At 44.8% G+C, this 22,776-nt stretch carries 35 protein-coding genes; 30 read left to right on the top strand and 5 right to left on the bottom strand.

The window, feature by feature from the left end; genetic code table 11:
- Positions 1-4: 4 nt before the first annotated feature.
- From ftsY to sucD, 13 genes are all read left to right on the top strand, one after another.
- Complete coding sequence (ftsY, locus tag AC2EXB_RS12545) at positions 5-1,015, top strand: signal recognition particle-docking protein FtsY (protein ID WP_251474402.1); 1,011 nt, start codon at positions 5-7, stop codon at positions 1,013-1,015.
- Positions 1,016-1,082: 67 nt separating this feature from the next.
- Positions 1,083-1,406, top strand: a complete 324-nt coding sequence (locus tag AC2EXB_RS12540; RefSeq protein ID WP_251474399.1) for a putative DNA-binding protein — start codon at positions 1,083-1,085, stop codon at positions 1,404-1,406.
- 12 nt (positions 1,407-1,418) lie between these two features.
- Positions 1,419-2,774 (top strand): signal recognition particle protein, encoded by a 1,356-nt coding sequence (gene ffh / locus AC2EXB_RS12535; protein WP_235196585.1) that lies wholly within the window; start codon positions 1,419-1,421, stop codon positions 2,772-2,774.
- 92 nt (positions 2,775-2,866) lie between these two features.
- Positions 2,867-3,139: a 30S ribosomal protein S16 gene (rpsP, locus tag AC2EXB_RS12530; RefSeq protein WP_052651220.1), complete on the top strand. Its 273-nt coding sequence runs from the start codon at positions 2,867-2,869 to the stop codon at positions 3,137-3,139.
- Positions 3,140-3,152: 13 nt separating this feature from the next.
- Positions 3,153-3,386 (top strand): KH domain-containing protein, encoded by a 234-nt coding sequence (locus AC2EXB_RS12525; protein WP_235196584.1) that lies wholly within the window; start codon positions 3,153-3,155, stop codon positions 3,384-3,386.
- Between the two features lie 67 nt (positions 3,387-3,453).
- Positions 3,454-3,969 (top strand): ribosome maturation factor RimM, encoded by a 516-nt coding sequence (gene rimM, locus AC2EXB_RS12520; RefSeq protein WP_235196583.1) that lies wholly within the window; start codon positions 3,454-3,456, stop codon positions 3,967-3,969.
- Positions 3,969-4,694, top strand: coding sequence for a tRNA (guanosine(37)-N1)-methyltransferase TrmD (gene trmD, locus AC2EXB_RS12515; RefSeq protein ID WP_483604748.1), 726 nt, complete (start codon positions 3,969-3,971; stop codon positions 4,692-4,694). The genes rimM and trmD overlap by 1 nt, the downstream gene beginning before the upstream one ends.
- A 138-nt stretch (positions 4,695-4,832) precedes the next feature.
- A complete protein-coding gene (gene rplS / locus AC2EXB_RS12510) occupies positions 4,833-5,177 on the top strand; it encodes a 50S ribosomal protein L19 (RefSeq protein ID WP_204892511.1) in 345 nt (114 codons plus the stop codon).
- 413 nt (positions 5,178-5,590) lie between these two features.
- On the top strand, positions 5,591-6,148 hold the full coding sequence (gene lepB / locus AC2EXB_RS12505; protein WP_235196582.1) for a signal peptidase I: 558 nt from the start codon (positions 5,591-5,593) through the stop codon (positions 6,146-6,148).
- A 12-nt stretch (positions 6,149-6,160) separates the two neighbouring features.
- Entirely contained in the window at positions 6,161-7,030 is an 870-nt protein-coding gene (gene ylqF, locus AC2EXB_RS12500; protein ID WP_483601749.1) for a ribosome biogenesis GTPase YlqF, read from the top strand.
- Between the two features lie 93 nt (positions 7,031-7,123).
- Complete coding sequence (locus AC2EXB_RS12495) at positions 7,124-7,900, top strand: ribonuclease HII (protein WP_483601747.1); 777 nt, start codon at positions 7,124-7,126, stop codon at positions 7,898-7,900.
- A 132-nt stretch (positions 7,901-8,032) separates the two neighbouring features.
- Complete coding sequence (gene sucC, locus AC2EXB_RS12490) at positions 8,033-9,193, top strand: ADP-forming succinate--CoA ligase subunit beta (protein WP_483601745.1); 1,161 nt, start codon at positions 8,033-8,035, stop codon at positions 9,191-9,193.
- A gap of 17 nt (positions 9,194-9,210) precedes the next feature.
- The gene (gene sucD, locus AC2EXB_RS12485; RefSeq protein ID WP_052651236.1) at positions 9,211-10,113 is read left to right on the top strand and encodes a succinate--CoA ligase subunit alpha; all 903 of its coding nucleotides are present in this window, start codon (positions 9,211-9,213) and stop codon (positions 10,111-10,113) included.
- 88 nt (positions 10,114-10,201) lie between these two features.
- On the opposite strand, the gene AC2EXB_RS12480 is transcribed toward sucD, so the two are convergent.
- From AC2EXB_RS12480 to AC2EXB_RS12465, 4 genes are all read right to left on the bottom strand, one after another.
- Positions 10,202-11,395, bottom strand: coding sequence for a tyrosine-type recombinase/integrase (locus AC2EXB_RS12480; RefSeq protein ID WP_483601744.1), 1,194 nt, complete (start codon positions 11,393-11,395; stop codon positions 10,202-10,204).
- Positions 11,396-11,463: 68 nt separating this feature from the next.
- Positions 11,464-11,937 (bottom strand): ImmA/IrrE family metallo-endopeptidase, encoded by a 474-nt coding sequence (locus AC2EXB_RS12475; protein WP_483601742.1) that lies wholly within the window; start codon positions 11,935-11,937, stop codon positions 11,464-11,466.
- A 72-nt stretch (positions 11,938-12,009) separates the two neighbouring features.
- Complete coding sequence (locus AC2EXB_RS12470; protein WP_483601741.1) at positions 12,010-12,606, bottom strand: DUF4352 domain-containing protein; 597 nt, start codon at positions 12,604-12,606, stop codon at positions 12,010-12,012.
- A 92-nt stretch (positions 12,607-12,698) separates the two neighbouring features.
- Positions 12,699-13,124 (bottom strand): helix-turn-helix domain-containing protein, encoded by a 426-nt coding sequence (locus AC2EXB_RS12465; RefSeq protein ID WP_483601739.1) that lies wholly within the window; start codon positions 13,122-13,124, stop codon positions 12,699-12,701.
- Between the two features lie 159 nt (positions 13,125-13,283).
- Between AC2EXB_RS12465 and AC2EXB_RS12460 the strand changes: the two genes are divergently transcribed.
- On the top strand, positions 13,284-13,544 hold the full coding sequence (locus tag AC2EXB_RS12460; RefSeq protein WP_483601737.1) for a helix-turn-helix transcriptional regulator: 261 nt from the start codon (positions 13,284-13,286) through the stop codon (positions 13,542-13,544).
- Between the two features lie 244 nt (positions 13,545-13,788).
- On the opposite strand, the gene AC2EXB_RS12455 is transcribed toward AC2EXB_RS12460, so the two are convergent.
- Positions 13,789-13,998, bottom strand: a complete 210-nt coding sequence (locus AC2EXB_RS12455) for a hypothetical protein (protein ID WP_483601736.1) — start codon at positions 13,996-13,998, stop codon at positions 13,789-13,791.
- Between the two features lie 58 nt (positions 13,999-14,056).
- Here AC2EXB_RS12455 and AC2EXB_RS12450 point away from each other — a divergent pair, with 58 nt between their 5' ends.
- From AC2EXB_RS12450 to AC2EXB_RS12375, 16 genes are all read left to right on the top strand, one after another.
- Positions 14,057-14,830, top strand: coding sequence for a phage antirepressor KilAC domain-containing protein (locus tag AC2EXB_RS12450; RefSeq protein ID WP_483601735.1), 774 nt, complete (start codon positions 14,057-14,059; stop codon positions 14,828-14,830).
- A gap of 37 nt (positions 14,831-14,867) precedes the next feature.
- A complete protein-coding gene (locus AC2EXB_RS12445) occupies positions 14,868-15,173 on the top strand; it encodes a DNA-binding protein (RefSeq protein ID WP_483601733.1) in 306 nt (101 codons plus the stop codon).
- A 61-nt stretch (positions 15,174-15,234) separates the two neighbouring features.
- Complete coding sequence (locus AC2EXB_RS12440; protein WP_483601731.1) at positions 15,235-15,765, top strand: hypothetical protein; 531 nt, start codon at positions 15,235-15,237, stop codon at positions 15,763-15,765.
- 266 nt (positions 15,766-16,031) lie between these two features.
- Positions 16,032-16,253, top strand: coding sequence for a hypothetical protein (locus tag AC2EXB_RS12435; protein WP_483601729.1), 222 nt, complete (start codon positions 16,032-16,034; stop codon positions 16,251-16,253).
- Between the two features lie 134 nt (positions 16,254-16,387).
- Positions 16,388-16,744, top strand: coding sequence for a YqaI family protein (locus tag AC2EXB_RS12430; RefSeq protein ID WP_483601727.1), 357 nt, complete (start codon positions 16,388-16,390; stop codon positions 16,742-16,744).
- 10 nt (positions 16,745-16,754) lie between these two features.
- Positions 16,755-17,039: a DUF7446 family protein gene (locus tag AC2EXB_RS12425; protein ID WP_483601725.1), complete on the top strand. Its 285-nt coding sequence runs from the start codon at positions 16,755-16,757 to the stop codon at positions 17,037-17,039.
- A 32-nt stretch (positions 17,040-17,071) separates the two neighbouring features.
- Positions 17,072-17,290, top strand: coding sequence for a hypothetical protein (locus AC2EXB_RS12420; RefSeq protein WP_483601723.1), 219 nt, complete (start codon positions 17,072-17,074; stop codon positions 17,288-17,290).
- 121 nt (positions 17,291-17,411) lie between these two features.
- On the top strand, positions 17,412-18,338 hold the full coding sequence (locus AC2EXB_RS12415) for a hypothetical protein (protein ID WP_483601722.1): 927 nt from the start codon (positions 17,412-17,414) through the stop codon (positions 18,336-18,338).
- The gene (locus tag AC2EXB_RS12410; RefSeq protein WP_483601720.1) at positions 18,289-19,092 is read left to right on the top strand and encodes a PD-(D/E)XK nuclease-like domain-containing protein; all 804 of its coding nucleotides are present in this window, start codon (positions 18,289-18,291) and stop codon (positions 19,090-19,092) included. The genes AC2EXB_RS12415 and AC2EXB_RS12410 overlap by 50 nt, the downstream gene beginning before the upstream one ends.
- A gap of 55 nt (positions 19,093-19,147) precedes the next feature.
- Positions 19,148-19,930 carry a conserved phage C-terminal domain-containing protein gene (locus AC2EXB_RS12405; protein ID WP_483601719.1) on the top strand — a complete coding sequence of 261 codons (783 nt, stop codon included), beginning with the start codon at positions 19,148-19,150 and terminating at the stop codon, positions 19,928-19,930.
- On the top strand, positions 19,872-20,693 hold the full coding sequence (locus tag AC2EXB_RS12400) for a P-loop NTPase family protein (protein WP_483601718.1): 822 nt from the start codon (positions 19,872-19,874) through the stop codon (positions 20,691-20,693). The genes AC2EXB_RS12405 and AC2EXB_RS12400 overlap by 59 nt, the downstream gene beginning before the upstream one ends.
- An 11-nt stretch (positions 20,694-20,704) precedes the next feature.
- Positions 20,705-20,902: a hypothetical protein gene (locus AC2EXB_RS12395; RefSeq protein ID WP_483601717.1), complete on the top strand. Its 198-nt coding sequence runs from the start codon at positions 20,705-20,707 to the stop codon at positions 20,900-20,902.
- A complete protein-coding gene (locus AC2EXB_RS12390; RefSeq protein ID WP_483601716.1) occupies positions 20,899-21,441 on the top strand; it encodes a YopX family protein in 543 nt (180 codons plus the stop codon). The genes AC2EXB_RS12395 and AC2EXB_RS12390 overlap by 4 nt, the downstream gene beginning before the upstream one ends.
- Positions 21,438-21,893, top strand: a complete 456-nt coding sequence (ssb, locus tag AC2EXB_RS12385) for a single-stranded DNA-binding protein (RefSeq protein ID WP_483601714.1) — start codon at positions 21,438-21,440, stop codon at positions 21,891-21,893. The genes AC2EXB_RS12390 and ssb overlap by 4 nt, the downstream gene beginning before the upstream one ends.
- Before the next feature lie 95 nt (positions 21,894-21,988).
- A complete protein-coding gene (locus AC2EXB_RS12380) occupies positions 21,989-22,165 on the top strand; it encodes a hypothetical protein (protein WP_483601712.1) in 177 nt (58 codons plus the stop codon).
- 148 nt (positions 22,166-22,313) lie between these two features.
- Positions 22,314-22,769 (top strand): XF1762 family protein, encoded by a 456-nt coding sequence (locus tag AC2EXB_RS12375; protein ID WP_483601710.1) that lies wholly within the window; start codon positions 22,314-22,316, stop codon positions 22,767-22,769.
- The last annotated feature ends 7 nt before the right edge of the window (positions 22,770-22,776 follow it).

The following is a 22,776-nucleotide window of genomic DNA, read 5'->3' as shown; positions in this document are numbered from 1 at the left end:
TTTTGTGAGTTTCTTTAAAAAATTAAAAGATAAATTTGCCGGCAACGCGGAAGCGGAAGAGTCGACAGAGAAATATAAAGAGGGGTTAACAAAAACCCGTACTGGATTTACATCAAAAATCAATGATTTAGTGGCTAGATACCGCAAAGTGGATGAGGATTTCTTCGAGGAATTGGAAGAAATCCTGCTTCAGGCGGATGTCGGTTTTGAAACAGTCATGGAATTGATGGATCAGCTGCGCTTTGAAGTAAAGCGCCAAAATGTAAAGGATACGTCGCGCGTCCAATCGGTCATCTCGGAGAAATTAGTGGAGATCTACCAAGGCGGCGAAGAAGAAATCAATGAACTGAAATTTGCTGATGGCTTAACGGTGATCTTATTCGTCGGCGTAAACGGCGTCGGCAAGACGACCACGATTGGAAAATTGGCCCACCGCCTCAAAAATGAAGGAAAATCTGTGCTGCTTGCAGCCGGGGACACGTTCCGTGCAGGGGCAATTGAACAATTGGATATTTGGGGGCAGCGCGTCGGTGTCGATGTCATCAAACAAAGCGAAGGCTCAGATCCGGCTGCTGTCATGTATGACGCTGTCCGTGCAGCAAAATCGCGCGGTGTCGATGTGCTGATCTGCGATACGGCAGGCCGGCTTCAAAACAAAGTCAATTTGATGAATGAACTGGAAAAAGTCCACCGTGTGATTTCGCGTGAAATCCCGGGAGCGCCGCATGAAGTGCTGCTGGCTCTTGATGCAACGACGGGCCAGAACGCTTTGGTGCAAGCACAGACCTTTAAAGAAGTGACGAACGTAACAGGGATTGTCCTGACAAAACTGGACGGCACTGCAAAAGGCGGCATCGTCTTAGCGATTCGCCAAAAGCTGAACATTCCGGTGAAGTTTGTCGGTCTTGGCGAGCAAATGAATGATTTGCAGCCGTTCGACCCGCAAAAATACGTTTACGGCCTATTTGCAGAAGGGCTTGATAAAGAAGAAGAGATGGAAGAGGCAGACAAGTAAAATTACTTGACGGAATATGGAGTTTTCAGTATTGTTGTCAGTAGAGCAGGTGAGGTGAGCAGCGATGATGGGATTGGAAAAAACGACACGCATGAATTATTTGTTTGATTTCTATCAGGAGTTGCTGACGCCCAAGCAACGGAGCTATATGATGCTCTATTATTTGGACGATCATTCATTAGGGGAAATAGCCGAGGCTTACGACATCACCAGGCAAGCGGTCTATGATAATATCCGCCGGACCGAAGCGATGCTTGAAGAGTACGAAGCGAAGCTGCAATTATTCGGGAAGTTCCAAAAGCGCCAGGAATTGGTTGCGGACTTTGAAAAAGAGCCGATTACAGAAGAGCGTGTCCGGGAATTTCTCAATCAATTAAAAGAGTTGGATTAGGAGGCGGAAATAGTGGCATTTGAAGGCTTAGCTGAACGTCTGCAAGGCACCATCCAAAAGATCAAAGGCAAAGGGAAAGTGTCTGAAGCAGATGTAAAAGAAATGATGCGCGAAGTCCGCTTCGCATTAATCGAAGCGGATGTTAACTTAAAAGTAGTCAAGGAATTCGTGAAGAAAGTAAGTGAACGCGCTGTCGGCCAAGATGTTATGCAAAGTTTAACGCCGGGCCAGCAGGTCGTTAAAATCGTTAAAGATGAATTGACGGAATTGATGGGCGGAGAACAAAGCAAGATCGAGTTCTCAACCAAACAGCCGACAGTCATCATGATGGTCGGCCTTCAAGGGGCAGGTAAAACGACGACGACCGGCAAACTTGCAAGCCAATTGCGCAAAAAGAACAACCGCAAGCCCTTATTGGTTGCGGCAGACGTCTATCGTCCAGCGGCGATCCAGCAATTGGAAACGATCGGCAAGCAATTGTCATTGCCGGTATTTTCAAAAGGCACAGATATCTCGCCAGTCGAGATTTCGCGCCAGGCAATCGAATATGCAAAACAAGAGCATTTGGATACGGTCATCATCGATACAGCCGGCCGTCTTCACGTTGATGAAGATTTGATGCAGGAGCTGAAGGATATCCGTGCTTTGAAAGAACCGGATGAAATTTTCTTAGTCGTCGATTCCATGACTGGGCAAGATGCGGTCAATGTGGCGCAGAATTTCAACGATTCAATCGGCATAACCGGAGTCGTGTTGACGAAACTCGACGGCGATACGCGAGGCGGTGCTGCACTTTCCATCCGTTCAGTAACCCAGAAACCGATTAAATTTGTCGGTATGGGCGAAAAAATGGATGCGCTTGAACCGTTCCATCCAGAACGCATGGCTTCCCGTATTTTAGGCATGGGCGATATGCTGTCGTTGATTGAAAAAGCACAGTCGAATATTGATGAAGCGAAAGCGAAGGAAATGGAAGAGAAATTCCGGACGTCTTCATTTACATTCGATGATTTCCTTGATCAATTGACGCAAGTCAAACAGATGGGGCCGTTGGATGAAATTCTGAAAATGCTCCCAGGGGCGAATAAGATCAAAGGGCTTGAAAACGCGAAAGTGGATGAAAGCCAAATGGGGCGCGTCGAAGCGATTATCCGTTCGATGACCAAGCAGGAGAAAACTTCCCCTGAAATCATCAATGCAAACCGCCGCAAACGGATTGCACGGGGATCAGGCACAACGATCCAAGACGTCAACCGCCTTTTAAAGCAATTCGAAGACATGAAAAAGATGATGAAACAGATGTCTGGAATGAGTCAAAAAGGCAAAAAGAAGATGTCGATGCCTGGTTTGGATTCACTTTTTAAATAAATTTTCAGGTGTTAAGAAAAAATACTTTACAAACTATTTAAAGCTTGCTAATATAATATCTTGTGTGAAACTATTCGGAGGTGCTTTAAGAAATGGCAGTAAAAATTCGTTTGAAACGTATGGGAGCTAAAAAGTCTCCTTTTTACCGTATCGTAGTTGCTGATTCACGTGCTCCACGTGACGGCCGTCAAATCCAGACAGTAGGTACTTATAACCCGCTAACAGTTCCAGCTGAAGTGAAAATCGACGAAGAATTAGCGTTGAAATGGCTTCATGATGGTGCAAAACCATCTGACACTGTACGCAACTTGTTTTCTCAAAACGGCATTATGGAGAAATTCCATAACGAAAAATTAAGCAAGTAAGGGAGTTTTTCTTATGAAGCAGCTGATTGAAACGATTGTGAAACCGTTGGTTGATCATCCGGATGAAGTTCGAGTTGTAACAGACGAAAACGCAAGCCGTATCGTCTACAAGCTTTCCGTGCATCCAGAAGATACAGGGAAAGTGATCGGTAAACAAGGACGTGTTGCGAAAGCGATTCGTTCAGTGGTCTATTCAGCAGCAGGCAATTATCATAAGAAAAAAACTTACGTCGATATTGTGGATTAACAAAAAGGGAGGAGCCTAGGTTCCTTCCTTTTTTGCAGCCAAAACCGAAGTGGAAGGGTGTTTTAGCGTGAAGTGGTTTAATGTAGGGAAAATCGTCAATACGCATGGCATTCGCGGCGAGGTCCGGGTCATGTCCCGAACTGATTTTCCGGAAGAACGTTTTGCGGTTGGCACAAAGCTGGGCTTATTCAAGCCAGACGCCAAAAAACCGATCATGGTGAAGATTGCAAGCCATCGCCAGCATAAGAATTTTGAGCTGGTGACTTTTGAAGGGTATCCGAACATCAATGATGTGCAGGAATTCAAAGAATCCTATTTGCGGATCGCTGAACATGATCTGACCGAATTGGAAGACGATGCCTATTACCATCATGAGATTTTGGAATGCACCGTATTTTCAACTGAAGGCGAAGAAATCGGCACCGTCACAGAAATTCTGGAAACAGGAGCAAATGATGTATGGGAAGTCACGCCGAAAACAGGCAAGAAGCATTACATCCCTTATATCGAAGATGTCGTAAAAGAAATCGATATTGATGAAAAGAAAATCGTCATCGAAGTATTGGAAGGCTTGTTATCGTGATGAATATACATGTCCTTTCTTTATTTCCGCCGATGTTCGAAGGCGTTTTCCAACAATCTATTTTGAAAAAAGCCCAAGAAAAAAATGCGGTTTCGCTGGAAATCGTCGATATCCGGGAATTTGCGGACAATAAACGCCAAGTGGACGATTATCCTTTTGGCGGAGGAGCCGGAATGGTATTGAAGCCGGAGCCGATTTTTAATGCGGTGGAAACCGTAGCGAAAGAACGCAAACCCCGCGTCATTCTCATGTGCCCGCAAGGCGAGCGCTTTACGCAGGCAAAAGCGGAAGAGCTTTCGAAAGAAGAGGAATTGATTTTCATCTGCGGCCATTACGAAGGCTATGACGAACGGATCCGCGAGCATTTGGTGACGGATGAAATTTCAATCGGCGATTTTGTGCTGACTGGCGGGGAGCTGGCAGCAATGACCGTGATCGACAGTGTCGTCAGACTTCTTCCAGGGGTGCTGGGGAACTCGGACTCCCCTGTTAAGGATTCGTTCTCTACCGGGATGCTGGAACATCCTCAGTACACCCGTCCGGCAGAATTCCGCGGCTGGAAGGTGCCGGCTGTTCTAACTTCAGGAAATCATGCGAAAGTGGAAGAGTGGAGAGAACAGCAAAGCTTGCTGCGGACATTGGAGCGGCGTCCGGATCTATTGGAAAAGCTTGAATTGACGCCGAAGCAAGAAAAGCTTTTAGAAGCAGTGAAAAATAAAAAATGATAAGCAGATTTTCTCTTGCAGAACAAAAGATTTGGTGGTACTATGGAGTTTGTACTTTTATGTGAAGTACAGGATCACGGTGTTCCGCTGCAACAGTCAATTGTGTGCAAGAGCATCTGTAGAAGGAGAGAAAAAAACATGCAAAACATTATTGCAGACATTACAAAAGAACAACTTCGTACGGATCTTCCAGATTTCCGTCCGGGAGACACTGTTCGTGTACACGTGAAAGTTGTCGAGGGAACTCGCGAACGTATCCAGGTATACGAAGGAGTCGTAATTGGTCGCCGTGGAGGCGGAATCAGTGAATCATTCACTGTCCGTAAAATCTCTTATGGTGTTGGTGTTGAACGTACATTCCCTGTACACACACCAAAAATTGCACAGCTTGAAGTTACTCGCCGTGGTAAAGTACGTCGTGCGAAATTGTACTACCTGCGCAACCTACGCGGTAAAGCAGCACGCATCAAAGAAATTCGATAAGATTGCACTGATGAAAGAGGGCGAATTCGCCCTCTTTCTTTTTGCGTATTAAAAGAAATGGTTGATCGAGAACTAGCGGGGGCGGAGGCCGTTTCCGCTTTTTGTGTCCAGCTGCAACGGCCAGCCTCTCGAGGTCTTAAGTCGTCTCGCCTGTGCGGCAAAAACCGCCGCTTCGGCAATCCGCGTTAAGCTTGTCGAGGCTAGACGGCCGTTTCCGCTTTTCTTAGTGTCCAGCTGTGACGCCTAGCCGCTCGAGGTCGCTTCAGTCTTCTCGGCAATGGCAAAAGACCGCCATTACCGCCAAGACTTCCAGCGCTTGTCGCGGCTGCCAAGGCATCTCAGCTTTTCTTTGTCTTTGCTAAAAGTTTATTATCCTTGTACAATTAAAACAGAAAGTTTAGGGAGGAACATGGATGGAACGTGAAGCGAAGAAAAAAAACGAGGTTTGGGAATGGTCTAAAGCTTTACTGATCGCGTTCGGTATTGCTGCAATTATCCGCTTTTTCTTTTTCACTCCGATTGTGGTGGACGGAGAGTCCATGATGCCGACTTTGGAGCATGGGGATCGGATGATTGTCAATAAGATCGGATACATTGTCGGAGAGCCGGACAGATTCGATATTATCGTTTTCCATGCACCGGAACAAAAAGACTACATTAAACGGATCATCGGGATGCCGGGCGACCATATCGCTTATGAGGAAGATCAGTTATACATTAACGGAGAAGCGGTCGATGAGCCTTATTTAGATGAGTATAAACAAGGCATTACTGGAACTTTAACAGAAGACTTTACCTTAGAAGAGAAGATTAACCAAAGTACGATCCCGGAAGGCTATGTGTTCGTAATGGGCGATAACCGGAGGGCCAGCAAAGACAGCCGCCATATCGGAATTGTTCCGATTGACGAAGTCATTGGCAGTACAAATTTCGTGTTCTGGCCAGTGGCAGAAGCAGGGGTTATTAATTAAGGAGTGTTTTTAATGACGATACAATGGTTTCCTGGGCATATGGCCAAAGCCAGAAGAGAAGTTACGGAAAAACTGAAACTGGTTGATATCATTTTCGAACTTGTGGATGCCCGGTTGCCTTTATCTTCGCGAAATCCAATGATTGACCAAGTGATTCAGCAAAAACCCCGTTTGATCATATTAAACAAAATGGACATGGCAGATGATGCTGAAACAAAAAAGTGGATTCGATATTTTGAAGATCAAGGAACAAGAGCCGTTGCCATCAATTCACTTGAAGGCAAAGGACTGCAATTGGTTACAAAAGCTTCAAAAGAAATTCTTGCGGAAAAATGGGATCGGATGATTGCTAAAGGCATTAAGCCCCGCGCCATCCGTGCCATGATCGTTGGGATCCCGAACGTCGGGAAATCGACGCTCATTAACCGCCTTTCCAAAAAAAGCTTAGCGAAAACCGGCAATATGCCTGGAGTCACAAAAGCGCAGCAATGGATCAAAGTAGGCAAGGAAATCGAATTGCTCGATACGCCGGGGATCCTCTGGCCGAAATTTGAAGATCCGGAAATCGGTTTTAAGCTGGCCGTAACCGGTGCAATCAAAGACTCAGTCATCCAAATGCAGGAGCTGGCGATTTATTCATTGAACTTTCTGGAGCAGCGCTACCCAGAGCGTCTGTTGGAAAGATACGGAATTGAACAGGTAGATGAAGAGATTGTCGAGACTTTCGATAAAATCGGCAAGAAAAGAAGATGCTTAACGAATGATGGTGAAGTGGACTATGAAATGACCGCAGAAATCATCGTGCGCGATATCCGGAATCAGCATCTCGGGAAAATCACTTTCGATTACAAAGACGAAATGATTACGGAAGAGGAAGAATGATTCCAAACATGAAAGGCTGTTCTCAAGCAATTGGGCACAGCCTTTTCTTTTGCCGTTTAACCGGAAACAACTATTCAGAAAGAAGTTGAGAACATGCAGAAAATTAATGACATCAAAGCAAAATTAGCCGCATTGGAAGAATGGGACGCGTGGATGGATGAACTGCAAAAAGATGAGCGGAAAAGCGTTCAAGCCTTATTGAAAACATGGCAGCGGAAAAAAGAAGCCAAGTTGAAGCTGATGCAGAATCATGGTGCAAAATTGGCTTTTGATGAATCATTCAGAAGCCATCCGCAGGCATTGGTTGCCGGAATCGATGAAGCAGGGCGGGGACCGCTTGCGGGACCAGTCGTTACAGCAGCCGTTATCTTGCCGGAAGATTGTACAGCTCTCGTAGGGCTTGACGATTCTAAAAAATTATCAAAAGCGAAGCGGAATCATTTTGCTGAAATTATTAAAGAAATAGCGGTGAGCTATGCGGTTCATAGCCAATCGCCAGAAGCGATCGACCGCCTGAATATTTATCAGGCAACGAAAGAATCCATGACAGCAGCGGCTCGATCCCTTACTCCGCAGCCACACATTATTTTAGCGGATGCAATGAAGCTGAATACTGACCAGCCTTGCGAATCCATTATCAAAGGCGATGCGAAAAGTTTGGCGATCGCAGCCGCTTCCATATTGGCAAAAACAGGGCGGGACGCCATCATGGACCAATACGCCAAAGAATATCCGGAGTATGGCTTCGAACATCATGCAGGATACGGCACAAAAGAGCATTTGGCGGCGCTTGCGCAATACGGAGCAACTCCGATCCACCGCAAAACTTTCGAGCCGATCAAGTCGAAGCGTCTGAAAAAACCGTTATAAACATTAAATTGGATTTTGAATAGTCTAAGTTTTTAGGGCGATAATCATCAACTGTGGACATTCGATGACAACTTTAATACAATGGTAGAGGCAATAAAATTACGAGACAGATGTTTGATTGGAGGATGACAGATGAATATCCATGAATATCAGGGAAAACAAATCCTAAAGCAATATGGAGTATCAGTTCCTGAAGGCCATGTAGCTTTTTCTCCGGAAGAAGCAGTGAAAGCGGCTAAAGAACTTGGTACAGATGTTGTTGTGGTGAAAGCCCAAATCCACGCAGGTGGCCGCGGTAAAGCCGGCGGAGTTAAACTTGCGAAGAACTTGGATGAAGTGCGTACATATGCGAAGGAATTACTTGGCAAAGTGTTAGTTACGCATCAAACAGGTCCTGAAGGCAAAGAAGTGAAACGCTTGTACATTGAAGCGGGAAGCGATATCCAAAAAGAATACTACCTTGGTTTAGTACTAGACCGCGAAACTTCTCGCGTAACTCTTATGGGTTCTGAAGAAGGCGGAATGGATATCGAGGAAGTAGCAGCAAATACTCCGGAACGCCTTTTCTATGAAGAAATCGATCCGGTTGTAGGACTTACTGGTTTCCAAGCTCGCCGCATGGCATTCAACATGAACATCCCGGCTAAATTGGTGAACAAAGCAGCTAAACTTATGCTTGGTTTGTATCAAGCATACGCGGATACAGATGCAGCCATCGTTGAAATCAACCCATTAGTGGTGACTGGAGACGGACAAGTAGTAGCATTGGATGCGAAATTCAACTTTGATGCAAACGCTCTTTACCGTCATCAGGACGTTATGGAAATGCGCGACTACGACGAAGAAGATGCGAAAGAAATTGAAGCTTCTAAGTATGACTTAAGCTACATTTCTTTAGATGGGAATATCGGCTGTATGGTTAACGGCGCCGGACTTGCTATGGCAACAATGGATACGATCAACTACTACGGCGGAACACCCGCTAACTTCCTTGACGTTGGGGGCGGTGCCACTGCTGAGAAAGTAACGGAAGCTTTCAAAATCATTCTTTCAGATCAGAATGTAAAAGGAATTTTCGTTAACATTTTCGGCGGTATCATGAAGTGCGACATCATCGCAGAAGGCGTTATCCAAGCAGCTAAAGAAGTTAGCTTGAATGTACCTTTAGTCGTTCGTCTTGAAGGAACAAACGTAGAATTAGGTAAAAAACTGCTGAACGAATCAGGTCTTGATATTGTCGCAGCCGGCACAATGGCAGAAGGCGCTAAAAAGATCGTAGAACTTGTAGGCTAAGAAGGGCAGGGACAAAAATGAGTGTATATATTAACAAAGACACGAAAGTACTTGTGCAGGGAATTACAGGGTCAACTGCCCTTTTCCACACAAAACAAATGCTTGAATACGGAACGAAAATCGTTGCTGGTGTAACACCGGGCAAAGGCGGAACTGAAGTAGAAGGCGTACCTGTCTTCAACACTGTTCAAGATGCCGTTAAAGCTACTGGCGCAAACGTATCTGTAATTTACGTACCGGCTCCTTTTGCTGCTGATGCGATTCTTGAAGCTGTCGATGCTGACCTTGATATGGCGATCTGCATCACTGAGCACATTCCAGTATTGGATATGGTAAAAGTGAAGCGCTATATGGAAGGCAAGAAGACACGTTTAGTTGGACCGAACTGCCCAGGCGTCATCACACCTGACGAGTGTAAAATCGGTATCATGCCAGGCTATATCCATAAAAAAGGACATGTCGGCGTAGTTTCGCGTTCTGGTACTTTAACGTATGAAGCGACTCACCAATTGTCTGAAGAAGGCATCGGCCAGTCTACTGCAGTCGGAATCGGCGGAGATCCAGTAAACGGCACGAACTTCATCGACGTATTGAAAGCTTTCAACGAAGACGAAGATACGTATGCTGTAGTTATGATCGGTGAAATCGGCGGAACAGCAGAAGAAGAAGCTGCTGCGTGGGTGAAAGCCAACATGACGAAGCCTGTAGTCGGCTTTATCGGCGGACAAACTGCTCCGGAAGGAAAACGTATGGGCCATGCCGGTGCGATCATTTCTGGCGGTAAAGGAACTGCTGCAGACAAGATTAAAGCGATGAACGAAGCTGGAATCGAAGTTGCGGACACTCCATCTGTAATTGGCGAAACTTTGATCAAAGTGATCAAAGAAAAAGGCCTTTACGACAAATGTAAAACGCATTAATTAAAAAAAGAGCCCGAAACGTTGATATACCAGCGTTTCGGGTTTTTCTTTTCCTTGTTTTCACCTCTACTCGCACAAAACTCGCACACTAGGCCTCAAAATAGTTATCAAAAATACTCCCATAATGAATTTCAACCTGTTTCGGTGCATTCTGTTTCATCTTCTTCGTGATGTGCGTATAGATGTTTTTTGTGGTCTTGGCATCTGAGTGGCCGACCCGTTCCATAATGGTATCGAGATCCACGCCGGCTTCTGTCAGCATCGTTACATGCGTATGGCGAAGAATGTGCGGGCCGTCCAATTTGGTGATGCCAGCTTTCTTGCACAACCGGAGATAACGACGGTATAGAAACTTTGCGGAGTACGGATAACCGGTCTTTGGCCGGCAAAAGATAAACTTTTTATCGTGATAGTCTTTTGTTGATGCTTGATACTTCAGCCGGTTCTCCATCTGCGCCACTTTTAAGCGCTTCAGCATACTGATGACATTATCATCAATCTCGACAACGCGAATCGACTGCATGGACTTAGGCGGCGTTAAATCGTAATCCTTCACGGCACCTGGACTGTCCATGGTCTTGGTGACGCGGATCTGTTTCTCTTCGAAATTCACATCGGTCCATTTCAACGAACACAATTCCCCAGCACGCATTCCCGTGAAAGCCAGCAGATAAAACCACTCTTCATCAAAAATCAATCCATGCGTCCGTGTGCCTTTCAGGAATACCTCCAATTCATCGCGCTCGAAATACTTCTCCTGCAATTCATTGTTCTCAATATCTTCGACGGTTCTCAGGCGCTTCGGCACAATGGTGTGGTCCACCGGATTATCCGGGCGCAGCCGTTGCTTGACTGCATGACCGAAGATAAACTTAGCCGTCACTTTAGTATGTGTCAGCGTAGACTTAGAAGCACCATTTGCAAACAGATCCATTAAAATGTCCTGGATGATCTTGTGGGTGACTCGACCGATGGGAACATCACCAATATAGCGGCACAGCAGATTAATAGAAGACTGTCGGCTTCTCAGTGTGCTATTCTTCACGCCGGAATGGGAATAGACCTCAATCCACTCGCTGGCCACTTTCCGGAAAGGCAGCTGGTTCGCAAGCCTCCCATCAATGCCAGAGGTCAATTCCTTTAAGGCATCCTTTACTTTCTGCTGAGCGAGCGCCTTGCTTTTGGCTTGTTTCCGAACAGCATTCCGTTTATTCGTGATCGGATCCCGGGGCCCTTCTTCGTAGCATTCCCATTTGCCATTGGGCAATTTTCTGCATTTCATGCTTCACACTCCTCTGGTTCATCGTTTCGCATTTTTATGAATAGTACAAGTATGGAAGCTATTCAATTTCAGCGGTTGTAGAGATTGCGCAAGAATTGATGCAGCCGTTTTTCAGCAAAGTCTTTTTCAACCCCGAACGCTTCTTGAATCATCCAGACAGCTTGGTTTTCATATCTTGGCAAATTCATATTCAGCAGCATGAAGGTGGGGATGCAGGCGTACTGGGAGAAATTATTTGCTTTTGATTCTTGGTAAACTTGAAGCGGCATAGGCAAAGCAATTTGTCTTCCTGCATGCCATAAAGCATGGCAGAGTTCATGCCCAAAATCTTGCCATTGTTCTCGTCGCGGAGATCGACTATCTAATACAATAGCTTTATCCACAATCATAGGTTTTGTGGGTAGATAAAAAACAGTCAACCCATTTCTTGCTGCGATATCTTCTAAATCTAGTTGATGTGGATAAAATATCCCGATTGCTCGGTACATATTATTAACATATTCCTCACTGCTGTTATATGTATATGGTGTTTTGGAATCCATTAAACCACTCCTTAGAGAACGTGTGTTCTATTTTGTTTTAAAAGAAAAGCCCTATTAACTAGGGCTTTATTTTTATTTGAGATTAATTACACCTGTTTCTGTTCCGAAGAATCCTGTTTGAACTTGCAGTTGCGGATTTTCTAAGTCAGCAGGTACATCAAACACTACATTTCCAGATAAAGATACTCCAGGATTTACACTTGTTAAGAAGAAATCAGCATCTTCATTTGCATAAATTCCTGCGCCGCCGTCAGAATCATATGTCCGATCTCCTGATAGCAATTTGAAAAACGAACTATCTACTGTGATAGCTTCATTTTTTTCATTACGAATAGTGACATTTACAACGGTAAATTGAGATTGTGCAGTTACACCATATTCTCCACCTAAGCTTGTCGCTGTAGTTACCTCATTAGCAGTGAAAAATACGTCGCCAACTTGAATTTCTTGTCCAATACCAGCTACCACTTCTTCAACCGGCTCCTCTGCCGGCTCTTCAGCAGGGGTTTCGCTCGTTGTTTCTTCAGTTGCAGTATCACTTGTTGTTTCTTCTGGCGGTGTTGTAGGCTCTGCTGTCTCTTCGCCTCCACCAGTTGCTATAGCAATAATAATTAATAAAACTACTAAACCGATAACGCCTAAACAACCAATCTTAAAAACTTTCTTCATGTAAATGGACCCCCATACTTAATAATGTATTACTACTATATAATAGCAAATTTCAGGAAAAATAATACAGAAAAAAAGAATTATTTATTTTTTTACTGTTTTTTTCTTTTTTCCATTACTCGATTCACTTCGTAAGCAATTTCTAAACGTTCCATCATGTCTAAAATATTATCGCTTTTATTTTTAAAGAATAGTCCGTCTGCATTGACCGCCCACTCTAAAACCTCTTGTTGATATGTTGATAAGTTTTCAAAGTCCTTCTGGCTGATGCCGACTTGATCGAAAGGGAAGAGGCTTTCTTTGTTTTGGTTATTAGTAATAGTTTCTCTCCCTAGCAAGAAATCAGTGGTAACTTCAAAAAAATCTGCAATTTTTATTAGGGTTTCATAATCCGGTTTACGTTCTCCGGATTCATATCTCGATAACACAACATTAGAAACGCCAATTCTCTTAGCGAAGTCTTTTTGCGGGATGCCGTTTCTTTCGCGGAGCTGTTTAATCTTACTCCCTAGGGACATTTTGAACACTCCTATTATTATAGTTTATTCAATAATAGCATTTACCGAAGTGGTAAGAAATAAAGTTACCGAAAAGGTAATTTAATTGTTGACATTACCATAAAGGTAATTTATTATTGAGTTAAGTTACCGATTAGGTAATAAGAGGAGGTGATTTTGGTGATTGAAAGAGAAGTCGTAAATCTTGGATTCATTCGAGAAACTCGTATTAAGCAAGGCAAATCAATTGAAGAAATGGCCGTCTCATTGGGGTATGAAGGGTATCAAGCTTATTACTACAAAGAAAGAGGCATTCGGAAAATGAGTGCTGAAGACATTGCGAAAATTGCTTATGTGCTCGACGTTCCAATTGAGAAGCTTTTTTTTAAGGAAATAGTTACCGAAAAGGTAACTGAAGATAAAAAGCGAGTCGCCATCTAAGAAAGGGGAGGGTTGATCAATAGGATGGCTCAATATGAGCAATCCTTTCCTTTGGAAGGAAATATTAAACAAGTTGTAGATTCTAAGGTTTTGACTAACTGGAATTTAAAGGAGGTGGCGAAATGGTAGTTCATTGCACAACTGAAAAACAAACAAATTTGTTATTAAAGCGTGGGTGGAGACTGAAAGAAGTCAGTAACTCAACACCCACTGGATACGGCTTTGTTTACGTACTAGCTAAGAATTAAAAATCTAAACCTGAATCATCTTTCTTCGCTTCTGAAGATGCTGCAACATCTCTCGGAAGACCTAAAGAGTAAGAGTGGTAATCATATCCTGGCACTTCACCACGGTGGAAGCCAGATGATAAAAGGACCCACCCAAGTTCGATCAACTGATTTACTTCAGTTTCACTGGACGTGGCTGTTACTTGCACAATGTTATCGAGTTCCATAAAGTTCACCTCCTATGTTTTGGATAGGAAAATTATAACAAAGAATAGAGGAATTAGAATGAATCATTTGCAAACATTTTCCCATAGTCAATTCGGATATCTGGATATCCTACAGACAGATGACAAAATTCATTTTCCGGCAAATGAAGTAGCGAAGAAGCTTGGCTATTCAAATCCGAGCGACGCAATCAATCGTCACTGCAAGAAGGAGGGGGTCGTGTTTCACGAGGTCCTTACGGGTGGAGGTAAACAACAAAAGAAATTCATCAATGAAGGAAATCTTTATCGTTTAATCACTAATTCAAAACTTCCAGAAGCCGAACGTTTCGAAAATTGGGTGTTCGACGAAGTTCTTCCATCGATCAGAAAGCACGGCGCCTACATGACACCTGAAACCATCGAAAAAGCACTACTGGATCCGGACACTATCATTCAAATCGCTACTCAACTAAAAGAAGAACGCTTGAAACGGCAGCAAGCAGAACTTCAAGTACTGCAGCAAAAACCGAAAGTTTTGTTCGCCGATGCTGTTGAAACTAGCACCAGCTCGATTTTAGTCGGACAACTAGCAAAGTTGCTGGTTCAGAACGGAGTGAAGATTGGTCAGAATCGCATGTTTTCTTGGCTGCGAGATAACGGTTATTTAGGCAAACATGGCGCTCACTATAACGAACCTACGCAATATGCAATGGAAAGAGGATGGTTCGAAGTAAAAGAGCGGACAATCAATAACCCGGATGGAAGCGTAAGAATTACTCGCACTACAAAGGTTACTGGTAAAGGTCAAGTCTATTTCATTAATAAACTAATAGGCACTAAATTAGAAGGTTAAAAAAGGGCGTGAGGGACGCCCGGAAGGAGGTTTGAACATGGAACAAGCAATGATGGTCACGATGTCGGTAGAGGATTTCCGGAGCATCGTGCGAGAGGAAGTTGCCGAGGCGGTAAAACACAAAGAGGCAAAGAGGGAGTTGCCTCACTTTCTGACACGGGAGGAAATGGCGGAGTTGTTACGGATCAGTCCTTCCAAGTCCTATGAATTGATAGGACGTCCGGACTTTCCGGTGTGTCGGGAATTTGGAGTGAAGATCCATACGGACAAGCTGTTTGATTGGATCGAGCGCAACATGCCGGACTATCAAGAAAAACCGAAACCCTTTCGCTCGATAAGTTAATTGTAAAACACATTCATGAATAGAAACAGATAGGAAATCATTCAAAAAGGGGCTGATGACAGTGGATTTAAAGAAATCAATACTGGCAGGACCGGCAATCGAACGATTGCTGGAGACAGAAGACATAAGCGGGGAGCAATTGGCGATGGACTTGAACATTTCTTCACAGCACGGCAGCAACATTAAGCAAGGAAGACGCAATTTGCAGGCGGATATCGCAAGAGAATCCATCAACCTTTACGACAACCCATCCTACACGATGGACATTCTGTACGAGTTCTCAGACGGCTACACTTCACCGGTCTTGAGAGGAAAGAACATTGAACACCACCGGTTATCTTTCGCTGCCAATGCCGTTAGGGAAGTCGGAGAAGGGCTGAGCATGATTCAAAATATCTGTTTAGCTAAACCACCCGGCATGCTAGATACCAACGAATTGCAGGAAATTCAAAATACTGCTGATGAATTAATCGAAGCTCGAGTTTTCTTAGACAATCTGCTGATGCAGCTGCAGGTCGAATACAAAATCTCAATTAAAGACCGGATCAAGAATCTGATTCCTCGATGGAAAGCGAAAGGATGGTTGCAATGATTGAATACGGCGAACCGCTCTACTGGTATATCGGAATGACAATCGTATTTGTATTCGGAATCCTACTTGGCATCATGTTCGCAACACCTGAAAAAGCACAAAAAAATAACGATTGATGCGTCCAACATCAATCGCCAAAAAATTAAGTATGTACCTAATTATACCACATGTTGAGAGCCTTGGCTCTCGTCAACAAACCTATTTGTTTCCTCCCTGTTGCAAGTAGGTTTGTTGATGGGATTCAACCATCGGAAAGAGGTGAAATTATGTCAGAAAAAACACCGATCGATTTAGCGGCATTCGACAAATCAGACAAGATGATGGAGATCCGGAACATCTTACGGATTTCAGCCAATGAGGGAAATGTTTCGACCGTCATTTCCTTTGAATCCCTAGGGACATCGACGGAAGCTATCATGGTCATCACATTATTAGAAAAACACGGTTACAAAGTAAATTATGGCGATAACGTCATCATCGTTAGATAGAAAGGAGCGGAATCATGAACACAGGAAACAAGCTGAGAGCGTTGCACAAGCGTTATGTACTAGCTCAGAGAACTTACCAGGCGCGATTGGCATTGGCATCAGGAGCCATCAAGAAATAGAAAGGAGCAACCAAAATGAAAAGACTCGAAGACCTACCCGAATACCAAAACACCAAAGCGATGGAGCAGCGCATCCTAAAGCTTTCACTCCATGCGGCACAGCGAATGGTGATCGAACTGGCAAACCAAGTCAACTGGCACGGACCGGCATCAACGGAATGGCTGGAGAACGAACTGGCCGATCAAGAACGATTGGAAGGCCGGAACGTGTACACCGCAGAAGACCATCCGATTGAGGATATGTTCGGTTCGGAAATCTGCACCGGCGATAAATGGTTTGAAGATGCTGCAGGTCGCGTCATCTTGAATGAAAATGTCGCGCAGTATTTGCAGGAAGTCGGAAATGCGAAGTGTTATCGGAGTTTGGCTTAAGCGGTAGTTGATGGAAACGATGAATGGAGGAATAGAAATGGCAGTTATTAAGTGGAGTAATTACAAAGTTGTTTGTACAGCAATTGGAAATCAAATCGTTATAGGTAAATTGGATAATAAATTATCTGTCCCCGGTTTATCAATGTTATCAGATAAGAGCGATGACAGAACTAGAGAAGTGATAGCGGCAGTTGCTCAACATATGAATTCGGAAATTGAAGAAGATGCGACAGCTTTAAATTTTCAGTTTGAAGGATTAGGGACACTCACTTGGACACCAGAAAACAAAGAATAACCGTTCGCACAAACAGTAAAGGAGGAATCGTGATGGAAGGCTATGCAAAACTGCTTCAAACCGGCGTCTTCTGCGAGGACTGCGGCGAATTCATCAGCGCTGAGCCAGCAGGAAGCCCGCAGAAATGCAGCGACTGCTACGAAGACGAACTGATCCGTGCAGTCGAAAATGACGAATGGCCGGACGGAATGGCGCACAGTACATGGATGGACATTCGAATGAAATACAGCGAGCCGGATGTACGGGTATAGAAAAATCCACTGCGCTAACAGTGGACCGTCTCATCTGGTGAGGAATGAATTTATTAATCCCAGTATACAACATATCTAACTTGATTGTGAAATAAAAATACGAATTCAGAGGAGCATTCAAATGAGCGAACTATCAATGTATCAGAACCAAAACCAAGGTGGCGTCTTAGCCCAAGCATCAGCATCACGTGAAATGGAGGAAGTGAAGGGAGCTATCTTCTTGGCCAAGCAATTCCCTCGCAATGTGTACCAGGCAGAACAGCGCATACTAGATTCCTGCAAACGTCCAGCGCTCGCTGCCGTGGCGATGTATCAATACCCGCGGGGCGGGACGAAAGTAGTTGGCCCGTCCATCCGTTTGGCGGAAGTCTTAGCTCAAAACTGGGGCAATCTTTCCTTCGGAGTAAAGGAATTGGAACAACGTAATGGAGAGTCTATCGCCATGGCATATGCCTGGGACTTGGAAACAAATACCCGACAGGAAAAAGTCTTCACGGTTAAACATTCCATTAAAACTAGAACAGGAATGAAGCTGCTCGATGATCCGCGAGATATTTATGAACTGGTGGCAAATAACGGTTCCCGTCGAGTGCGAGCCTGCATTCTCGGCATCGTCCCTGGAGACATTGTAGAAAAAGCCATTGAAGAATGCGGCAAAACATTAGCCGGCAACAACAAAGGCCCATTAAAAGACCGCGTATCTAACGCACTGAAAACGTTTAAAGAAAAATATCGAGTTACACAGGAAATGATTGAAGCGAAATTCGGTTATAACGCTGATTCCTTCACGGAATACGATTACGTTGAACTGATTAACATATTTAACTCTTTAAAAGATGGATTAAGCAAGGTGGAAGATTGGTTCGACAAAGACGCCGGCAAGGATAAGCAAAGCGATTTGGCTGCATCTTTCGATAAAGAGAAAGAAAAGCCGGCAGATAAATCCAAGAAGCCAAGCATTAAAGACGCGCCAACTCCAGACAAAGAGGTGAAGTCGGATGGTCCAGCAGACGTTTCAGCTGAACAGCCAGAATTACCACTCGGCTGAGGCAAACGAACTTTACTTCTCGGTTTCCCAATTTAAACAATTCAACCAATGCAGTGCGAAGGCGATGGCCTTGCTGAAAGGCGAATACATCCGAAAAGAGTCCAACGCACTGTTGGTTGGCTCTTATACACACGCTGCATTTGATACACCGGAAGAATTTTCAGCGTTGATCGAAGAGAATCACGGTTCAATATTCAATACGCGCGGTAATAAATATGCGGATTTTGTTACAGCAGATGCCATGATTCAAACCATTCAGGACGATCCGTTCGCGATGTTTGCGATGGAAGGGCAGAAGGAGCAAATCTTCACAGCTGAATTGTTCGGTGCTCCTTGGAAAATCAAAGTCGATTCCATCAATCACGAACGAAAAACATTCACGGATTTAAAGACCACTCAGAGCCTTTCTAAGCGGACTTGGAGTACGAAGTACGAGATGTTCGTTTCCTTTGTCGAAGCGTGGGATTACGTCTTGCAGATGGCTGTTTACCGCAAAGTCATCGAACTGAACACAGGCTTCGCTTACAACCCGTATATTGTAGCCGTCACCAAAGAAGATCCGCCAGACAAAGCGGTGATTCACTTTGACGCTGATCGATTCCAGTTCGAATTGGATTTTGTTGAAGCAGCGATGGAAGAACAGAAGGCCATTAAAGAAGGGCATATGCATCCGGTCCGATGTGAACGATGCGATTACTGCCGCAGCACCAAGAAATTATCCAACAGCATCGAAATGGGAATGCTGCTGGATTAATCAGAGGGGAGTGAGGGCTCCCCTTTATTTTCACAAAGCAACGAGGAGTGAGGACATGAGCAAGCTGTTACTGGATGACAAACCACTGATCATCTTACCTTCGCTAGCCAATACAGTCGGGCTGAATGAAGCGATTATCTTGCAACAACTGCATTACTGGCTAGGAATCAGCACGAATCGCAAAGAGGGTGAAACGTGGGTTTATAACACTTATGACGATTGGCATGAGCAATTTCCGTTCTGGTCTGTAAGCACGATCCGGCGCACGATTACGAAACTGGAAAAGCAAAACTTAATCATTATCGGCAAGTTTAATAAGCTGGCAATCGACAATACCAAGTGGTACCGAATCGATTATAACCAGTTAGAAAGTATGAACAGACCATCTGTTCAAAATGAGCAGACGATGTGTTCAAAACGAACAGACGACTTGCTCAATTTGAACACACCATTACCAGAGAGTACTTCAGAGAATACAACAGAGAGTACTAAAAGAGATAACGTCGCTGACGCTCCTTCGCTTCCGTTCGAATTAATCATCAATTATCTGAATGAAAAAGCGGGCACCTATTATCGACATACATCAAAGAAAACCCAAACCTTGATCCGCGCTCGTTACAAAGAAACGTTTACGACGGAGGATTTCAAAAAGGTAATTGATAACAAAGTAGCGGAATGGTTATCAGATCCGCAGATGAATCAATACCTCCGGCCGGAAACGTTATTTGGCACCAAGTTTGAGTCTTACCTAAACCAAAAGCCGAAAGGAGCGAATCACAGTGGAAGCCATCAACCAGCTCATCAAAAATCAAATGACGTCTCTGGAATTGAGTTCTGATACTTGTGATCAGCACGGCTCCAAAACGGTGTACATGGTCCAGTTTGAAGGAGAAGCGGTCTGCCCCATCTGCGAACGGGAACGGAACAACGCCATTCTCTCGCAACAGGAAACGGATAAGATTCGGCAAGCCCATGCCAGTAAAGCCTATCAAGGATTTGCGAAGCTTAGCATCTTGACCGACGTGAATCTATACGACGCTTCGTTCTCCAATTACGAAGTGACGGAACCGGAAGAAACGGCGAATAAAGAACGGGCCATCGCAGCCTTCAAGCGGTACCGAGACGGAGAAATCTTCAATACCTGGTTCACCGGATTGCCAGCAGTCGGAAAAAGCCATTTGGCCATGAGCATTCTGCGGAATCTGAACGAATACGGCGAGAAAGACAAGCTCTGCCTGTTCGTCAGTGTCGATGAAATGCTGCGGAAGATTCGGGGCAGTTTTGATAACCGTGAAAGCATGTACACCGAAAGCTATTTCGTGGATTTGCTGTCTAGTGCGGATTTCCTGGTCCTTGATGACCTCGGAGCAGAGACCGGAGGGACCGGAACACATAAAACGGCCACGGATTTCACCCTGCGCGTCCTGTACGCCATTGCAAACGCTCGGCAAAGCAAAGCGACCATCGTGACAAGCAACCTCTCTAAACCGGAGCTGGTGAAGATGTACGATGCGAAGCTGGTCAGCCGGTTGATGAAAGACACGTACTTGATCCGATTTGCAGAGACTTCGGATAAGCGGATTAAAAATATTGAATTTTAGGAGGAAATCCCATGAACAAATCACCAGCGGAACGATTGGAATACTTATTAAACTTAGCAGTCGCCATTGCAGGCGGATGGCAGGCGACAGGATGCAAGGACGAAGCGTTAGAGCGTGAGTTTAATCGTGTGCTTAATCAGATCCATCCGAATCGTGAAATCGCGCTGAAGGCATTGGAAATCCATATAGCAGGGGATGTGGCGGCGTGAGCAGACCGATTAAATTCCGTTTCTGGGACAAAGAACACCGATTTATGTGGCGTACGGGCATGGAGGGGGAATCCATTTTTCTGCAAGATGGAGAATACCGTTTCTATAATCGACACATATACAAGGAGCTTTTGAGTAAAGGTCAGGCAAAAGTAGAAGATTTTCAATTCCAAACTCACTTCGATGAGAAAACGGGATGTTTGAATGGTTATGTCTATGGACCGGCTTTCGAAGTAACCGATGATCCATTCCCGATGTATGAAAACGAAACTTGGGAATTAGAACCGAGTGAATTTACCGGCTTAAAAGACAAGAACGGCGTTGAGATCTATGAGAACGATATTATCGGTGTTGAGTTAGGCGACCAATATTACTTTGCGATTGTAAAGCGTGGTGGTTGGTACTGGTACGGAGACATGGTCTTTGCAAATGACATTATAGATTTTGACGATATTGGCGACGAAAACGATATGTCCGCCGACTGTGATGTATTAGGCAATATTTTTCAAAACCCTAAGTTATTGGAGGAAAACAAATGATAAACCGAGTGGTTTTAGTCGGAAGACTAACAAAAGATCCTGATCTTCGTTATACCCAGTCTGGAGCAGCAGTAGCACGCTTCACACTAGCCGTAAATCGCACATTCTCGAATGCGAACGGTGAGAAAGAAACAGACTTCATCAATTGTACGGTATGGCGCAAACAAGCCGAGAACACGGCGAATTTCTTGAAGAAGGGCAGTCTCGCTGGCATCGAAGGCAGAATCCAGACGGGCAGCTATGAAGGGCAGGACGGCAAGCGTGTATATACGACTGAAGTTGCCGCGGACAGTGTGCAATTCCTAGAACCGAAAAACGCCGGATCCGGTGAAGCGAAACCGAATGCACAGCGCGAGGATACAGCGCCGGCAAACAGCGGACGGCAAGAGCCCGATCCATTCTCGAGCAACAGCGGACCAGTTGAAGTTAGTGATGACGATCTTCCGTTCTGAACAATAAATTTTTTTGGCACTCCATTGCCAATATTTTACCGAAAAAGGGGCGTTGCGCCTCTCCTGCATGGAAACAATTTGAAGGGGGCTTGAACATGGCTGGGAGACACGTTCATATCAAGTTTTGGGTGAAGGAATTGCAAGAGTTTGGCGTAGAGGTCGGGCCGAACGGGGAAGCGCTCGACGCAATGGATTATTACGACTTGCGGGCGTTCTTGCTGCAACAAAAGCTGCGTCGGAATCTGGAACCGAAGCCAAGCGCGTGGTTCTGATGAGAGGGCGCGAGGTGTTGTTCTACAAGAAGGATGGCGAGCAGGATTGCTGGCAGTACGGACGGTACCGGGCGGCAGGGGTTCGCTGGATGCTGCGGAATGGCTGGCGTGAGATTGATTGGATGCATGAAAAGCGAGGGTGAAGAAAATGAAATATAAATTGCAGCCACTGAGCTTTAGAGAAGCTGCGTTGTTTGTAAATGCGCATCATCGGCATAATATAGCGCCGCAAGGACATAAATTCAGTATAGCTTTGAATGATGGCGAAAGTGTCATCGGTGTTGCCATAGTAGGGCGGCCAGTTGCCAGGCATAACGATGATGGCTGGACTTTAGAAGTGACAAGACTTTGTGTTTTAGAGGGGCACAAAAATGCTTGTTCACAACTCTATGCAGCTGCTTGGCGCGCGACTAGAGCGATGGGTTATAACCGACTGCTTACTTATACTCTGAGAAGTGAATCTGGATCCAGCTTGAAAGCGTCCGGCTGGAAAGTCATCGGAGAAACTCAGGCGAGAAAAAAAGGATGGAATACACCATCAAGGCCGAGAGTTATGGCAGAAAGATATCCGAAAGAAGAAAAGAATTTGTGGGAAATAAGTTGAATCAGAA

This window comes from Planococcus alkaliphilus (assembly GCF_057031095.1).
The sequence above is the reverse complement of the archived record's forward strand: the minus strand, read 5'-3'. Positions and strand labels throughout refer to the sequence as shown.